At 35.1% G+C, this 16428-nt stretch carries 12 protein-coding genes and 1 tRNA gene; 10 read left to right on the top strand and 3 right to left on the bottom strand.

Annotated features, from left to right (window positions below):
- Positions 1-126: 126 nt before the first annotated feature.
- The 3 genes from ACKTTZ_RS23190 to ACKTTZ_RS23180 all read right to left on the bottom strand — a co-directional run bounded on the left by ACKTTZ_RS23190 (position 127) and on the right by ACKTTZ_RS23180 (position 4650).
- Positions 127-465, bottom strand: a complete 339-nt coding sequence (locus ACKTTZ_RS23190; RefSeq protein ID WP_407846740.1) for an Mpo1-like protein — start codon at positions 463-465, stop codon at positions 127-129.
- Between the two features lie 157 nt (positions 466-622).
- A complete protein-coding gene (locus ACKTTZ_RS23185; protein WP_034697088.1) occupies positions 623-2305 on the bottom strand; it encodes an APC family permease in 1683 nt (560 codons plus the stop codon).
- Between the two features lie 104 nt (positions 2306-2409).
- A complete protein-coding gene (locus tag ACKTTZ_RS23180) occupies positions 2410-4650 on the bottom strand; it encodes a CocE/NonD family hydrolase (RefSeq protein ID WP_407846739.1) in 2241 nt (746 codons plus the stop codon).
- Between the two features lie 257 nt (positions 4651-4907).
- Between ACKTTZ_RS23180 and ACKTTZ_RS23175 the strand changes: the two genes are divergently transcribed.
- From ACKTTZ_RS23175 to ACKTTZ_RS23130, 10 genes are all read left to right on the top strand, one after another.
- A complete protein-coding gene (locus tag ACKTTZ_RS23175; protein ID WP_253316779.1) occupies positions 4908-7871 on the top strand; it encodes a tetratricopeptide repeat protein in 2964 nt (987 codons plus the stop codon).
- A gap of 3 nt (positions 7872-7874) precedes the next feature.
- Positions 7875-8366, top strand: coding sequence for a hypothetical protein (locus tag ACKTTZ_RS23170; RefSeq protein ID WP_407846738.1), 492 nt, complete (start codon positions 7875-7877; stop codon positions 8364-8366).
- Between the two features lie 35 nt (positions 8367-8401).
- On the top strand, positions 8402-10165 hold the full coding sequence (locus tag ACKTTZ_RS23165; RefSeq protein ID WP_407846737.1) for a TonB-dependent receptor: 1764 nt from the start codon (positions 8402-8404) through the stop codon (positions 10163-10165).
- A 73-nt stretch (positions 10166-10238) separates the two neighbouring features.
- Positions 10239-10310 (top strand) — tRNA-Arg (locus ACKTTZ_RS23160).
- 563 nt (positions 10311-10873) lie between these two features.
- Positions 10874-11254, top strand: a complete 381-nt coding sequence (locus ACKTTZ_RS23155; RefSeq protein WP_407846736.1) for a hypothetical protein — start codon at positions 10874-10876, stop codon at positions 11252-11254.
- 390 nt (positions 11255-11644) lie between these two features.
- The gene (locus ACKTTZ_RS23150; protein ID WP_253316775.1) at positions 11645-12922 is read left to right on the top strand and encodes a hypothetical protein; all 1278 of its coding nucleotides are present in this window, start codon (positions 11645-11647) and stop codon (positions 12920-12922) included.
- A 125-nt stretch (positions 12923-13047) separates the two neighbouring features.
- Positions 13048-13485, top strand: coding sequence for a transposase (locus tag ACKTTZ_RS23145; RefSeq protein ID WP_034697095.1), 438 nt, complete (start codon positions 13048-13050; stop codon positions 13483-13485).
- Between the two features lie 13 nt (positions 13486-13498).
- A complete protein-coding gene (locus tag ACKTTZ_RS23140) occupies positions 13499-13825 on the top strand; it encodes a hypothetical protein (protein WP_034697096.1) in 327 nt (108 codons plus the stop codon).
- Positions 13826-14035: 210 nt separating this feature from the next.
- Positions 14036-14980 (top strand): helix-turn-helix transcriptional regulator, encoded by a 945-nt coding sequence (locus ACKTTZ_RS23135; RefSeq protein WP_407846735.1) that lies wholly within the window; start codon positions 14036-14038, stop codon positions 14978-14980.
- A gap of 390 nt (positions 14981-15370) precedes the next feature.
- On the top strand, positions 15371-16390 hold the full coding sequence (locus ACKTTZ_RS23130; RefSeq protein ID WP_253316774.1) for a T9SS type A sorting domain-containing protein: 1020 nt from the start codon (positions 15371-15373) through the stop codon (positions 16388-16390).
- Positions 16391-16428: the final 38 nt, after the last annotated feature.

Raw genomic sequence — 16428 nt, 5'->3', positions numbered from 1 at the left:
AAAGAATCTGCGAAATCTCCACAATCTGCGAGAAAAATAATATCGTCATTTGCAGAAATCTCATATTGTGCGAAGTCGAAATGCTCTTACTCCTTCAAAACTAAAAAAAAGAAAAGAAACACAAGGCTATTCGTGTTTCTGAGGCTGATTATTAGAGGTGAAGAATTTCTGTTTACCGATTAAAAGTTCAAAAAACAGTCTGAAATCTGAAATGAGAGACCACAAAGGATATTTAAAAGTAGCCGGTTTATTCTTCTCAATCACCGCATGACTGAACCAGGCAAATCCATAGCCTACGATCGGAATGTACCATAGAAATCTTTCTTTTCCGGAACTGATGACATACCATATAACGAAAAACACGAGAAATGTTCCGATAAAATGGAAAATGCGTGTGCCTGTTTTACTATGTTCAGTAAGATAGAACTGGTAAAACTCTCTGTATGTTTTGATTCTTTCGGCCATGGTAATCTAGTTTGTTGATTCTATTGAAGTTAAAGCAATAATGCTGCCGATTTTTAAGAGAGGTTGAAAAAGAAAAAGGCAAAACAGCGAATCAGTCTCTCCATCGGGATTAACCTCTTTGCTATTTTGCCTTTCCGCAATGGTATTGATTGCTTATTTAGCTGTCTTTTAATTCTTTTCCAAGCTTACTGTTTTTGTATCCGTAGCAGAAATAAATAACCATACCGATCAGGAACCACATTCCGAACCAGAACCAGTTCTCATGGCTCATTCCTGTAAGAAGGTATAGACATGAACTTAATCCAATCAGTGGAATTAATGATAAATTCTTGATAAAAGCTACAACGCATAGGATCAGGTTGATGATAATAAAGAAGAAAATAGAAGCTCTGAATTCTCCTTCATTAGGATCTGACCAGTTCATCAGATTGTCAAAAAACTCCGGCTGCCATTTGTAGAAAGCCAGCAAACCACCAATGAAAATAACAGGGAAAATGATTTTTCCGTTCACGTAAGGAAGGTGGAATCTTCCTTTTATTTTCTCTTTAGCCGGAAGCATAAGCACTCCTGCACACACCAGTACAAAGGCGAAAATAGTTCCGATACTTGTAAAATCAAGGATGAAAGTTTTATCTGTAAACAGGATAGGAATACCTACTACAATTCCTGTAACAATAGTGGCGTATGATGGTGTTTTATACTTAGGATGTACTTTTTGGAATCTCTGAGGCATCAGTCCGTCACGGCTCATAGCATACCAGATTCTCGGCTGTCCCATCTGGAAAACCAATAATACAGTAGTAATGGCAACAATCGCAACGAAGGAAACCACAAGCTCCATCCAGGCTACATTAGCATTTGTTTTTTCAAATATGAAAGAAAGAGGATCTCCAACACCGTCAAATTTCTTATAATCTACCATTCCTGTCAATACAAGCGTTAATGCAATATAGATCACAGTACACAATACAAGAGAGATAATCATTCCTTTTGGTAAGGTCTTCTGCGGATCTTTAGTCTCTTCAGAAAGAACACTTAAAGCATCAAATCCGATATAAGCAAAGAATACTCCTGATACGGCACTCATTACTCCTGCAAAACCATTTGGCATGAAGGATGGTGTTCCCGTTGTAGGGCTTACTGGAGTCCAGTTTTCAGTATTGATATAAGAGAAACCAACCAGAATAACTAATAGAATTACTCCCAGTTTTAAGATAACCAAAGAGTTGTTGAAGTTTTTACTTTCTTTTACTCCTACATAGCAAAGCCATGTAATCAAACCGTTAATAACCAATGCCGGAATATCTACAATGAATTTCAAACTTCCGATTAATGGAGCTGTTTTCCAGGCATTTAATAATTCCTTGTTTTCAGAACCATATTGAACAGCTTTTCTCGCTTCAGTATAACTGCAGGTCAGATAATCAGGGATATGCATTCCGAGACGGCCTAGGAAACTGGTGAAATAATCCGACCAGGAAAAGGCTACGTAAATATTCCCGAAAGAATATTCCATGATCAGAGCCCAGCCAATTACCCAGGCAATAAGTTCTCCGAAACTGGCGTAGGCATATGTGTAAGCAGAACCTGCGGTAGGAATTCTGCTGGCAAATTCAGCGTAGCATAAAGCGGTAAACCCGCAGGCAAACCCGCAAATCAAATATAGTAGAATAACACCGGGACCACCTCTGAAAACGGCTTCTCCTAAACTGCTGAAACTTCCAGCTCCTATAATGGCCGCAATACCAAAAAATACAATGTCCCATACACCTAAGACTCTTAAAAGTCCTGTTGAAGTATCTGTATCTGAATAGATTTTTCTTCTAAAAAGTTGACTCATTCAATAACTATATTTGATTTGAAAAAAAGCAAATGTAATGATTTTTTATTTTGATGTTAACAGTTGTTAAGAACATTTGGGTAAAAATGCTCAAACAAAAGGCTTTAGTCTTTATAAACAGGGATTTCCACGTAGCTGTCGTTGTACCATTTTATCTCTAAAGGTTCCCCGGAATCCTTAATCGTTTCATCACTTACATCTTTACCGGAACCATAATTGATCTGCCAGTTGGGACTTTTATTCACTCCGACCAATAACAGGAGTTTACTTCCTTTTTCTATCTTTTTACTCATGAAATAGGAATTGTTAATCGGAATCTGTTCCGTTTTATTGGGTTCAAGAAGCTGTCTTTGTTCATTGTTTTTCGCATAGCTGGCTCTCACAATATGAGTGGATAGAAGAGAGGATTTTCCATCCGGTTGAATCTGATACAGGTAAGTATCCGTGTCAAAATCTTTTTTATTGATGGAAACATTGAAGACTCCGGAAAGATTTCCACTCATGATGATATCCTTGTCAAGAACTTCACTTTCAAAAGCGACAGAATTTGTCATTTTTATGCTGTCTTTTTTACTGACTTTGTAATAAGTGTCTTTCTGATCTCTGTTTTTAAGATCAACAATTTGTGTTGTGAAGGTCTTGTTTTCAGGTTTATTAAATACAGAAGATGTATTTTTTTTGTCCTGAAGGTAAAATTTCAAAGAAGAATTATGCATTTTATCAAGATCAGCCACATGCTTCCATGTATTTGTATTCATTACCTGAAAATTGATTCTGTCTTTTAAAATTTCCGGTTTTTGACCTCCTTTAAGAATATAGTCAAACCATGAGAAAGCAAGGTCGTCAATACTGATTCTTGCTGCAGGATCAATAGGATTTCCATTCACGTAAGTAAAACCGAAACTTTGGGCTCCTCCATGATTATAAGGGCCTATGACCAGATAATGATCTGCATTTTTATTGTACAGATGATGTTGTTTAAAATAATACAGCGCGCCAATCTGATCATCATCATAATATCCCGTTGTCGTCAGGATAGGAATATTGATTTTAGAAAAATCCTCTTTGTAAGGAACCATTTTCTGCCAATACTGATCATATCCCGGATGATCCAGCCATCGCTGGAATATTTTGCTTGGTTTACCGCTTATTGTATCTAAAGACCTGAACGCTTTTCCGCTTTTGTACCATTTTGTATAGATAGAATCCCATTTTACAGCATTGGCGAAATCAGCCTCGTCCGTAAGTTTGTTATTGGTCACATACTGTATCCACTGAAGCATGTAGCTCATGAAGATATTATTCTGAGCCGGATAATCGACCCCGATACCAACGGCAACCTGAGGAACGATCGTCTTTAATGCGGGATGCAGTTTTTTTACCGCTCCCCATTGGCTGAAACCTAAGTAACTTCCGCCAATCATTCCTACTTTTCCATTGCACCAGGGTTGTTTGCTTACCCAGTCTATGACATCATAAAGATCTTCAGATTCATGTTCAAAAGGATTATTAACATTATTACTGTTTCTCTTACCTCTCGTATTGACAACAGCTCCTACATAATTATAAATAGCGGCTCGCTTTCCAAAGAACTCATCAAAAGGACCTGCGTAGATATTATTGGTAAGAATAACGGGAAGCGGAGTAGTGTCTCCTTTTTTTCTGACAATGGTAATTGTTAAAGTATTTCCGTTTTTTAATTTAAGATCTCTGGTTTCAATAATGAATTTTTCTCTGTCTTTTGAAGCCAGGAGCTGCATCACCTGAGGTTTTATACCGGAATAGGTTTTATAACTTAAATAGCTTTTGCATAGAGCAAGGGCTGTCCTGTAATCAATACTGTCTTTGTCTTTTTGTTTGTCCAGTACTTTCTTCAATTGCTTTTTAGATTCTCGTACATCCCCGTCAAGAGCAATTCCTAGTCTGGGAATCGTTTTTTCCAAAAGGCTTTCATATTTTTTATTAAATACTTTTTGAAGGACATTGGAAAATGAGGTGTTGTTTTCTTTTTGCTCCATTTTCGCAAGTGTATACAGTTCAAATCCGATATATCTGTAGTCTCCCATATTGTTATCGGCAAAGAGCTTCCGGTTTTCGGAAAGGGAAATCAGCGAATTTTTATAATCCTGAGCCACGATCTGCAGACGGAAAAGATTGTCCATAAGATCAACGGTGTTTTCCGGTTTGTATTTCGCTGATTGAAGATGAGGAATCACTTGTTGTGCAAGTCCTGGAATCTGTTTTTCCAATATAACAGAGTCATTTACAGCTGTTTTTGGAAAATAAAACTTTTGTGCCTGCAGGAGGTTGACAAAAATTAATGCTAAAAGAATCTTAAATTTCATGAGATGGTGTGTTTATGGTATGTTTTTAGCTGCTGTTGAAAAAGTATCAAATTAAAATGTGTTTTTGATAACTGTTTATTAAAATTGTTTACATTTTATCAAACGAAAGTAGTAAATTTTATCATTGTATGGTGAGAAAATTTAGATTGTTATGAAATAAGAATTAACAGCCATTAACACTGTTAAAACTTGCTTAAACAATAAGTTTTTAATATTTTCGTTAACTTATTTAGACTAATTTTCTTATATCAAGAAGAATGAAATCAAAAAAAATACTTTTAGCGGCTGCTGTAATTTATTTCGGAATCTCCGATGCTCAACAGTCTCAATATTTTACCCAGAAAGAAAATTACAGGTTCAATCTAGCCGAAAATCTTTATCAGACTAAAATATACAATGCTTCTCAATACGAATACGCAAGACAATACTTCTACAATCAGAATTTGTCCCGTTCGAAAAAAGAAGCTGCGCAGTTTTTTGATAATGTAATTGGTGTGATTCTTCAGAAAAATCATGCTGAAGATGGGTTAACGGCTTTTATGAAAGAATATCCTAATTCTGCTTATTTTGCGCAGGCTAATCTTCCGTTGGCAGATTACTATTTAGCAAAAAAAGATTTCGACAAAGCACTGGAAACTTTGAAAAAAGTGAATCAGTATCAGCTTTCGAAGGAGGAAAATACCCAGTATATTCTTAAGCTTGGATATGCCAAATTCATGACGGGCGATTCTAAAGGAGCAACTGATGCCCTTGAAGAGGCTTATAAAACAGCAGATCAGTCTCAAAAAGGAGATATTGCTTATATGCTTGGGCATTTGTATTATAGCAACAGACAAAGTGATAAAGCTTTCCAGTATTTTGATTCGATAAAGGATCAGGATAAGTTCTCCAAGTTGGTACGTCCTTATTATGTGCAGATGTATTATAATGATAAGAACTACGATCAGGCGATCACGGAAGGAAATGCTCTGTTAAACGAAAATATTTCAGATTCTTATAAAGCAGAAGTTCATAAGATCATTGGGGAGAGTTATTTCATGAAGAATGATTATACTTCTGCCTACCCACATTTAAAAGATTATCTGAGTGTACAGCAAAATCCATCAGAAAACGATTTGTATGAGATGGGATTTGTGGCTGCACAGCTTAAAAAATATGATGAAGCGGTTTCTTATTACAACCAGCTTTTGAACAGCAATTCTGCTTTGGCTCAAAATGCTTACTATCAGTTAGGAAATGCTTATCTGGCTGTAGATAAAAAACAGGAAGCTCTTTCTGCATTCCGTTCTTCTTATCAGATGGATTATGATGCGAAAGTGAAAAAGCTGGCCCATGAGCAGTACGCTAAATTAAGTTATGATATCGGTAACCCGTTTGAAAGTCCTTCTGCGGTCATCCAAAGTTATATCAACGAAAATCAGAATGGAGCCAATGCCACAGAAATGAGGTCATTATTGGTGAAATCTTATCTGTATTCCGGAAACTATAAAGAAACGCTGAATGCGATTGACAGATTGCAGAGCTCGACTCCTGAGATCAACAAAGTAGATCAGGAGGTTTCTTATTTATTGGGGACTGAAGAATTCAATAAAGGAAATTATGATGAAGCGGAGAAATATTTCTTAAGAAGTCTTGGTTTCAATATCAATAAAGAATTCAACAGCAGAGCTTTATACTGGCTGGCACAGGTGTATTACCAGAAAGGAAATTATCCTTCTGCCATTGTACGTTATGAAAAGCTTCTTACTGAAAACTTCCCTGAAAAACAGCAGCTGCCTTATGATTTAGGATATGCTTATTTTAAATCCAAGAAATTTGATCAGGCTGCTACGTATTTCAAACAATATCTTGCCAATCCGAAACCGGAATTTAAAAATGATGCAGAACTTCGTCTTGCAGATATTCATTATGCAAACAATGATCTGAACGAAGCGATTGCCATTTATGATAAAAATGAAGATGCTACGGATTATACTTTGTACCAAAAAGCAATGGCTTTAGGATTCAAAGGAGATACACAGGCAAAGATAACCAACCTTAAAAACCTTTTATCAAAATATCCGGATTCCGAATATTATGATGATGCTCAATACGAAATTGGAACAGCCTATGCTGCTCAGGATGATTTTGCCAACTCTAATGATTATTTCGGAAAAGTAATCAAAGGTTCTTCTGACAAGGATCTGATTGCAAACGCATCTATCTACAGAGCACAGAATTATATCGACCAGAATCAGAATGATAAAGCGCTTTCTGAACTGAAATCTCTGGGTGAGCAGTATAAAAATACAGCGTATGCTCAGAAAGTTGTTCAGGCTGCTAAACCTATCTTCACGAAAAACGGTGATGTTTCAGGATATGAAACTTTCGCGAGAAATATTGGGGTGAATGTAGATGCTGCTGAAATTGATGAAATCAACTTATCTACAGGAAAGCAGTTGTTCGCGAAGAAAGATTATAAGAATGCAATTTCTTACTACGAAAAGTATCTGACACAGAATCCGACAGGTGAAGGATTGTACCAGGCTAAGTACGAATTAGGAGAAAGTTATTATCAGACTAATAATTCAACTAAAGCTTTACTTGTGCTTCAGGAAGTTGCTGGAATTCAGAATGATTACCAGGATGATGCACAAACTCGTTTAGTTCAAATCTTTATTGCACAGGGGAATACTGCAGAAGCTAAAAAGTACCTTGAAGGCATTAAAAACTCTTCCAATATCAGCATTAAAAACTATGCGAATGTAGAGTTGATGAAACTATATGCGGAAGAAAATAATTTCTCTGAAGCGGAAAAATTAGCCAATGCTGTCATTGCTAATTCTAAAAACTCAGCAGCCGTTATTGAAACTGCGAAAGTAATCAAGGCAAGAAGTCTGATGAACTCAGGAAAAGATAAAGAGGCACAAGCTGCTTATGTTTCCCTTGAAAAATCGTCTAATACTTCGGTAGCTGCAGAAGCTTTATATGCTAAAGCGTATTATCAGAACAAAGGGAAAGCTTTCAAGTCATCTAATGAAACAATCTTTAAGCTTGCCAACAACTATGCTTCGGAAGAGTTCTGGGGAGCAAAAGCGTTGGTATTGATGGCGAAAAACTATATCGGTCTGAAAGACAACTATCAGGCAAGTTATACCTGTGATCAGATCATTGCGAACTACAAGGATTTCCCTGAGATCGTGGCAGAAGCTAAAGAAGTTAAAAAGCAGATTAAGAAATAAGAAATGAAGGTGTTTAAAATTGCCATATATTCTTTTTTAATTTCTACTTCTCTCTGGAGCTGCATTCCTTCATACAGTGCATATCCAAAGGAGTATAACCATGCAAAAGCTGATTTCAAAAAGCAAAAAGCTTTTGTGGTGAATAAGGATCTTGGGGAAGAATTTAAAATTTTAAAACATTCTGATATTTATGAAATTGTAGAAGACAGTACTAATGCAGCTAAGATCACGCTGCATCCGATGTTAACCCATACTCCTCCTTGCGGAAACCCAATGATTGGAAGTATGCTCACCGTTGGATTATTGCCTTCAGGATTTCCGTATGATATTTCTTATAGTTATGATGTAGCTGAGAACAGTACAACGAAAAATTATCAATACAAATTACAAGTTTATCAAAGCCTTTGGCTGTTTAATATATTCAGACTGGGGAGAACTTTTACAAAACAGTCAGGGAAAGCTTTATTAGGCAACTACATTGCTTCCAATAAATAAAAGCCCGTTATATATTTTTTTCAAATAAAGAAAATATGAACAAGAAAATTCAATTATTATCCATATTATTTTTAGGGTTCTCGTCGGTGGCGTTTTCCCAGATCAAGGAGGAAAAACTGGTTCTTAACAAAAAGAGAGAGCCGGAAGTGAAGAAGATTGAGAAGAAGAAAACTTCTGTGGAAACCATCAAAAATTATCCGCCGGAAGAGAAATCGCAGACTCCTGTGAAGTATAACATCACGGATGTTCCTGCTGTTTCAGACTTCAAAACTTCAACCATTCAGGGGGAAGATGTGGCTCCAAAATTTGACGGAACGGCTCAGAATAACTATTTCCAGTTTGGAATGGGTAATTACGGGAAAGTTCTGGTAGACGGAAACGTTTCAAAAACTCTTGAAAATAAGCTTGAAGTAGGAGCAGATGTTCATGTTCTTTCCACGAATGGTCTTAAAAAAGAGTACGACTGGAAATCCGGGCAGACTTCGGCTAATATCGGGGCTTTCTTAAACTCTTATGGTGAAAAGGGGAAATTTAACCTTAATGCTGAATATGGTTTAGACAGCTATAATTATTATGGAATCTACGCTATGCAGCCTACCGGTGAACTTGATCTGAAACAAAAAGTAAATCAGTTTAAAGTAAACGGATACTATGATTTTTATTCCAATGAAATCTTAAATGATGTAAGGGTAAAATCATCATTCCTGAAAGATCATTTTGATGCTTCAGAAAACCAGGTTTCCATCCTTGCCAATTTCTCTAAACATGCGGTTGAATTAGGAAAATCAGGAATCAACCTGAATGCAGATCTTGGAGTAGGTTTAGATGCGGTGAAGACAGATTTTGCGATCAGAGATAAAAATTCTTCCAATTTCTTCAATACCAGCCTGACTCCGAAAGTGACGTTCAGAAAAGGAGATTCTTACTTGACATTAGGATCTTCATTCTCTTTCCTGAATGCTAAAAACTCCAATGATCAATTAGAACAGCAAAAAAACAATAAAACATATTGGTTCCCGCAGGCGGAGTTCCAGTTTGCTGCGGCAAAAGAATTTAAATTCTACGGAGGGGTAGACGGAGGTCTGAAGCTGAATACTTATGGAGATATGCTGCAGACGAATCCATTCATCCTTTCTGACCAGTTTTTAAAGCCAACAGAGACGAAATATCATTTTTATGTAGGATTGAGAGGAGATATCGATGAAACGTTGAAATACGACTTCTCTGCAGGTTATGGAAAGATGAGAGATATTATGTTCTTTAAAGCCAATGGCCTTTTTGATAATACATCTGTTAACCGTTCCGCATATAATTTTGCTAATACATTCTCTGCTGTTTATGATGACGGAAATGTAAGCGATATTAAAGGTAGTGTACAGTATTTCCCATTGGCTAATCTGATTATTGATGGTGAGCTAAGGTTTACGAAGTATGATCTTAAGAACTACGACAACATTTATAACGTTCCTTTATTCAATGCGAGCATCGGGGCAAAATATACAATGCTTGACAAGAAGTTATTGCTAGGATTCAAAGGGATCTTTGCAAGTGACAGAACGACAAACTCTTATGCGATTGAAGGAGTAGGTGCTCCGAATGTAATCTTCCAATCTACGGAGAATACGAATGATAAAGTGGGTGGTTATGCTGATTTAAATCTTTCTGCAGAGTATAAAATTCACAAAAATTTCAGTATTTTCGCACTCGGAAATAATCTTCTGAGCTCAAAATACCAGACGTACAAAGGATATAAAGTCCTGGGTGCACAGATTCTGGGAGGTGTGAAAATTACTTTCTAAAAGGTAGAATATAGGATAGAATTAAAAGGCTCAACACCTATTATCTAATTCCTATCATCTGCTACCTGGAATAGGCTGCATAGTTTAATGGATAGAACTTCGGATTTCGGCTCCGACAGTGAGGGTTCGAATCCTTCTGCGGTCACAAATCGCCTTATTAATAGGGCGATTTTTTTATTTCACCCCCAAAAATAGCCCCAATTCATAATAATGGCTCATGCCTTATTGATAATTATAATCTTTATTTTTTATTGTCATTCTTCTGTCGTTATCTGTAATTCCTTTCTCTTTCATAGATTTACTATCTCAACAACACCTAGGAACATCAAACAATATTGAGAAATATTACAAACAAAATTTACACAACTATAATTTATATCTACAGAAATGTTTTGTTATTGTTAATGTATCATTATAAATTGCACCATACAACAGACTCATTTTTTATTTGAGTTTTCATGGTTATTAGTTTTTTTTATCCTCGGAGAGATCTGGGGATTTTTTTATGGATTATTTTTCAATATAGAATTAGACGTTTCTATAATATATTGTCAGGTCAATGTAGAAATCAACAAGAGAACTTCTGTTGTTGATATCATCTTTAAGAGTGTATCATAGGTTCAGAATGAAAATATATTTTATCACTATAATTATATCAAAATCAATATTTTAAAATAATTATGTCCATTTTGATGGTATCTATGTCGTATGCTGCAGCGTATTGATAAGGTATCTGTAGCGTATATTATTTCTTTATTTCAGCTTAAAATAAGATCAATTTTACCACTCAATTCCGATGAGGTGAAAATGTATTTTAAGAACAGCAGTTATAAGTTGAAAAAGGCATCAGGTATGCTTCTTTTGCTATGTTCTTTTTGTAATATGTATGCTCAATTATACATTGGAAAAGACTGCGATCTCAATATCAAAGACAGTATTCTTTTTTTGAAAGAAAGAAAAGACAGTCTGGTTTCATTATATATTAAAGACTTCACTACAGTATATCATCCGGAACAAATTTCCAATATCAAAGTGGTTGAGCTTTCTTCTTTATCAAAATCACAACAGACCTTTTTGCTAAAACAGTAAAGAAAGCTGACAGCAAAAAAGCAGCAAAAAAAGCACTGAAATCGACTTCTGAACAGAAAATTTATATAACAGAAAATAACAGCTCCAATATCATTTTTTATGATAAATCAGAAGATATTGCTATTATCATAACTAACACTTTTAAAGAAAAAAAAGGGGTATTACAGACTAAATATAAGATGTTTGCCCTATACAAAAATCAGGTTTTTCCAGAACAGGCTCTCAAAAGAGTGGTATACAAAAGGGCTTTTCTAACGGGAATACAAATTCGGCCTCCTCCTTTTTTTAAATCTATTTTATACTAAAATAACAGAAACACAAATTCAAAATATAGTAACTCAGGAAAAGAGTTACAAGACTCTTTTCCTTTTTCCAAAAATATCAAACAAAATGAAAAATAAATTTTATACAATCCTTGCCTTGGCAATTGGCTCATCAACTTTCGCTCAAGTAGGCGTCAATACGCAAAATCCACAAGGGGTTTTCAATATTGATGGTGGTAAAAACAATGCAGTCACAGGAACTCCTACAGCAGCACAACTAGCAAATGATTTTATCGTAACCTCATCAGGGGCTACAGGTATTGGTGCAGTTCCCGACGCATCTGCTATTTTGGAGCTTAATGTAAGCCAGCTTGCATCAGGGAGTCAAAAAGGATTTTTAGGTCCAAGAGTAGCTTTAACAGCGTATGACGATGCGGCTACAATTAATAGTCCTGCAGTTGGTTTATTGGTATACAACTTAGGAACAGCTGCCCTTACCTTTAAAGGATATGTCTATTGGGACGGAGCTCAATGGAAACCCTTGGATGGACGCTCATTACAGCAGGGTACAATAGGTACTTTGAATTGCACAAATGCTACTCTTGAGCCGCTTACCTATACCAGTGGTGTTCCTTTTGCAGGTACAATGTCAGTTCCCTATAAAGGAGGAAATGGAGGAATATACGCTGCACAAACTATAGGACCTGTAAATGGACTTACTGCAACTCTTCAACAGGGTAATTTTGCACAAGGCTCTGGTACTTTAAACTATACTATTTCCGGGACACCAACGGTTTCCAGTCCAAATACAACAACATTTCCTCTTTCAATCGGAGGACAAAGCTGTAGTGCAACAGTTGGTCTTGGAAAAGTACTTGCTCCCGGAGAATACCAGTTCTTTACCTATACATTACCAGCGACGTATGTAGGATTATTGAGTACATATATTGGCGGTACTTACGATGCTATTTTAGGACAAAAGATAAGATTGGATCTTAGTTTTACCAGTAGTTCCAATGTAGGTTCCGGAGGAGTTACCTACGTTCCTCGTTTGGTAAATGTTTTTGCTTCTAATATTAAAGTTTGGTATTCTGCCTTATCGAGTGTAAATAATTATCGCCGTGCTAATGTTTTACTCGCTCCGGGCGGTTACCTGCAAACAGATGACGGACTTTATCTTAACTGGGGAGACAATATGAATAGTACTTCAACAGCGATTACTGCAACCTCTGGTGATAGGACTGGATCTGATAATTCTCAGGAGATAGAAACAGTAGATTTACTTGTAGACGGAATTTGGTACAGAATAATAGTGTTTGTTTCTGTAGATAATTTAAATGATACTGATCCCAGTAATAACATCCGACGTGTCTTCATGACTGCGCAAAGAATGTCTGCCTATTGATTTGATATGAAAGTATAAAAATAGAACAGATTAAAGCACCTTAAGTTCATTGTATCCGGCAGATGAATTTCCGTCTGCCGGTTTATAAAATACCCTCAATTAAACGATTGTAAAAACACAGACTAATGAATTTTAAAGAGATTCCAATAGGACCATTGATTGAAAAAGAAGTTGCAGACTGCGGTATAGAACTATCCCGTATCTGTAGTTTTATGAAATGTACAGAGCAGGAAATAAGAATAATGTACAAGGCTACAAGCATAGAAATAGAAAATCTGTTGAAATGGAGTAAACTATTAGAATATGATTTTTTCAGGCTGTATTCACAACATCTGATATTATATGCTCCTGCAATAGCAGGTAAAAACACGGAACATAAACAGAATAAAAAAACGGGTTTACCCCAGTTCCGTAAAAATATTTACACAAAGGAAATCATCGATTTTATTCTGAGACAAATAGAGTCGGGAGAAATGTCAAAAACAGAAGTAATAGAACATTATAAAATTCCGAAAACAACGCTGTATAAATGGATATGGAAGTATAAAGGCGAAGAAAATTAAATATAAACATCTTATGGAAAAATTAATCCCCGATTATAAAAGAATTTATAATGACATCATAGTAAAAGAGTTTCCGGAAAAAAGAGATTCCTGCCAACGGTTATTACAGAAAGAAAACTTATCTGTTGTGGATATTATGGAACTTAACGAAAAAATTTTTGGAACTCCGGACAAAGAAACTTTTGCTGCCAGTCAGAGACATCGTTCATTCAGAAAAAAAGATATACTTAGTATACTTGATTATCAGAAAAAAAATAAACTCAACAATATCCAACTTGCCTTCCATTTTAAACTAAGTCGTAATACAGTAACCAAATGGAGAAAAAAATTTTTAATCTAGAAATGTGTCATAACAATAGATGAGCCTAAAATATGTTAGCTTTTTAGCTATGAGAGATACCAAAGATAATAGTAGGAGGCCTGAAAAGAAGCTCGTTTTCTGTATGCCTAAAAACTTATTGTTTTTTGTTTGTGTTGTTTTTAGAAATAATTAGAAAGTATTAGTTTTTATATGAATAATTATTATCTTTTAAGCAATTGTTTATTAGTAATGTCACGTAAAATATTTAATTATATAAAAAACCTGCATATTGATCCTGACACGGATATGCTTAAGCGTATCGATGCTCAGCGATTAAATTTGTTTGCATTTTCTATCGGAGTTGTTTTGCTTTTGAACGGATTGAGAGACTTACTTTTTGGATTTAGTAGCTTTTTTTGGGGATTGTTTGTGCTGGGAGGAATTTTCCTTTTTCTTTTCTTTTTTACAAGGGCCCGTCAAAATATTTTGGTATGCCTTATCGTTATGGAGATTTCTATGCTGCTGGTTTTCTATTTTTCATCCACATCAGGTTTTGGAAACGGCTTGTCATTGTACTATTTTTTGATTCTTAATACATCATTATTTATTTTTAATACAAAGGAAACTTCGAGGTATATTATCATTGTTTTTGCTACTGCATTTATTCTTTTTCTAATAAGCCATTATTATGATTTTAGGATATTCAGGGTTGCGGGAGTGGAAAATTTAGAATTTTCAAAAAATCAGAGATTCTTTGCTTTTATCAATGTGTTTATATGGTTTGGGATTCTTGGCTATTTTATCCTGTCAAAGCATTTTATGATTTTAAAACTATACAAAGAGGTTCTTCGTGGTGAAAAAATAATGGCGAGTATGCGTGAAAAGCTCAACAGAAAAGATGATATGGATCTGGAAAATCTAGTGAAATTTGCCATGAATGATGATATTGCTTTTATACCCAAAATGAAATCTTCATTTCCCAATTTATATGACAATCTTACTGAGATAAATCCGGAGATTACAGCAGAGGAGTTTAAACTTTGTGCTCTTCTCAAGCTTGGTTTCACCACAAAAGATATAGCAGAATACAACTGTATTTCGGTGCGTACCGTTCAGACGAGAAAAAGCAGACTTAGAAAATCATTCAGAATATCTTCTGATACAGATCTATATAAATGGATAGATACTTTATAATGGGGACTAAAGATTTGCTCTTCCTCCTGTGTGTTTCCTTGTTTTTATAATTAAACACTAATGTAAATGTAGTGTGCCTGTTTAAAAGGCTTCATGATATTACGATCATAAATAGAAAATTTTGGTGGTAATTTTTTTCTAATTTATTTAAAAGTATTTTTCCTAAAAAATAAAAGAATACTATTATCATATTAAAAAAAGTAGGCGCTGAAAATTTTCAGCGCTTTTTTTATATCTAAGATTTTAAAGCTTTCTTATAGTATTTGTTTATTTCTGCAATTAATATTTACAGTATTATAGTGTAATGTCTACGAGCTAAATTATTCAATGCATCAGTTTTTAAATAGTTTTGACACCTAATTCAAAGAAAGTAATACTATTTAAATAAGAATGATGACAAAAGAAATTATTGGAATTCTCTTAGGTGGTTTTAGCCTATTTCCAGCACAAACAACTACAGCAATTACTAAAGCATTTAACGATCCAATCATAGGAGATGTAGTGAATAACTATACAGCCAATGGAGTGCCAGATCATTCTGCAATTGGAAATAATGCAACTTTCAATAATGCAAATTTAACACAAGGGCCCTTAAGTATTACCTCATACGCAGCAGTAACACCTGCAGAACTTATAACTTATCCTGGATCAACTATAAAAATGAATAGTTTGGGAAATACTGTATTTTATAAGTCAACGGCTTCAAAACTTGAAATAACTGGAATAGTAACTTCACAGGCGACATTAAATTTTAATTCTGATAGCGGAACCTTTATAACATATCCTGTTGCTTATCAATCTACAATCACAGATGCTGCAACAGATACCGCTGCCGGAACATTCTCTTCATCCTTAGCATCCGGACTTTTTAAAGGAACAATTACAACTTCTGGTGATGCTTACGGAACATTAATGATAGGATCACAAGTGTATAATAATGTTTTGAGAGTCAGATCAGTGCAAAGTTTCATTTTATATTCTTCTTTTGATACTTCTTATTTAGCACCCCTTGGAGTCATTACAAATATTACCTATTCTTATTATGATGGTAGCCATAAGTTTCCTTTATTAAACTCTACCAGTGGAGTTGTTCAGATTCCCCTGTTTAATATTAACCAGTCAGTTGACTATACGCAGGTGCTAGGTGAAGTTTATTTATCTACTGCCAATTTTACGCCAAAGGAAGATTTTAAAATCTATCCTAATCCAGCACATGATGTTATTCATTTGGCTGGAAAAACAAGAACACAATCTTCTGTGAACATTTATACAGCTGAGGGAAAATTAGTGAAAAGGTTTAATAATACTCCTGATAAAATTGATATATCAGCGCTTCCAAGAGCCTGCTATTTTATTGAAGTTTCCAATAAAGATGGGAAATCAGAAAAGTTAAAGTTGATCAAAGAATAAGACTTTATAATAGTATAAAATAATAACAGTTTTAAAAA

The organism is Chryseobacterium sp. KCF3-3 (genome assembly GCF_045865955.1).
Lineage (GTDB): Bacteria > Bacteroidota > Bacteroidia > Flavobacteriales > Weeksellaceae > Chryseobacterium.
The sequence above is the reverse complement of the archived record's forward strand: the minus strand, read 5'-3'. Positions and strand labels throughout refer to the sequence as shown.

Excerpts from the sequence above, each read along its gene's own strand:
- ACKTTZ_RS23170 (WP_407846738.1), top strand. The coding sequence starts at position 7,875 with ATGAAGGTGTTTAAAATTGCCATATATTCTTTTTTAATTTCTACTTCT.
- ACKTTZ_RS23180 (WP_407846739.1), bottom strand. The coding sequence starts at position 4,650 with ATGAAATTTAAGATTCTTTTAGCATTAATTTTTGTCAACCTCCTGCAG.
- ACKTTZ_RS23155 (WP_407846736.1), top strand. The coding sequence starts at position 10,874 with ATGCTGCAGCGTATTGATAAGGTATCTGTAGCGTATATTATTTCTTTA.
- ACKTTZ_RS23135 (WP_407846735.1), top strand. The coding sequence starts at position 14,036 with ATGTCACGTAAAATATTTAATTATATAAAAAACCTGCATATTGATCCT.
- ACKTTZ_RS23150 (WP_253316775.1), top strand. The coding sequence starts at position 11,645 with ATGAAAAATAAATTTTATACAATCCTTGCCTTGGCAATTGGCTCATCA.
- ACKTTZ_RS23165 (WP_407846737.1), top strand. The coding sequence starts at position 8,402 with ATGAACAAGAAAATTCAATTATTATCCATATTATTTTTAGGGTTCTCG.
- ACKTTZ_RS23175 (WP_253316779.1), top strand. The coding sequence starts at position 4,908 with ATGAAATCAAAAAAAATACTTTTAGCGGCTGCTGTAATTTATTTCGGA.
- ACKTTZ_RS23145 (WP_034697095.1), top strand. The coding sequence starts at position 13,048 with ATGAATTTTAAAGAGATTCCAATAGGACCATTGATTGAAAAAGAAGTT.
- ACKTTZ_RS23185 (WP_034697088.1), bottom strand. The coding sequence starts at position 2,305 with ATGAGTCAACTTTTTAGAAGAAAAATCTATTCAGATACAGATACTTCA.
- ACKTTZ_RS23190 (WP_407846740.1), bottom strand. The coding sequence starts at position 465 with ATGGCCGAAAGAATCAAAACATACAGAGAGTTTTACCAGTTCTATCTT.
- ACKTTZ_RS23130 (WP_253316774.1), top strand. The coding sequence starts at position 15,371 with ATGATGACAAAAGAAATTATTGGAATTCTCTTAGGTGGTTTTAGCCTA.
- ACKTTZ_RS23140 (WP_034697096.1), top strand. The coding sequence starts at position 13,499 with ATGGAAAAATTAATCCCCGATTATAAAAGAATTTATAATGACATCATA.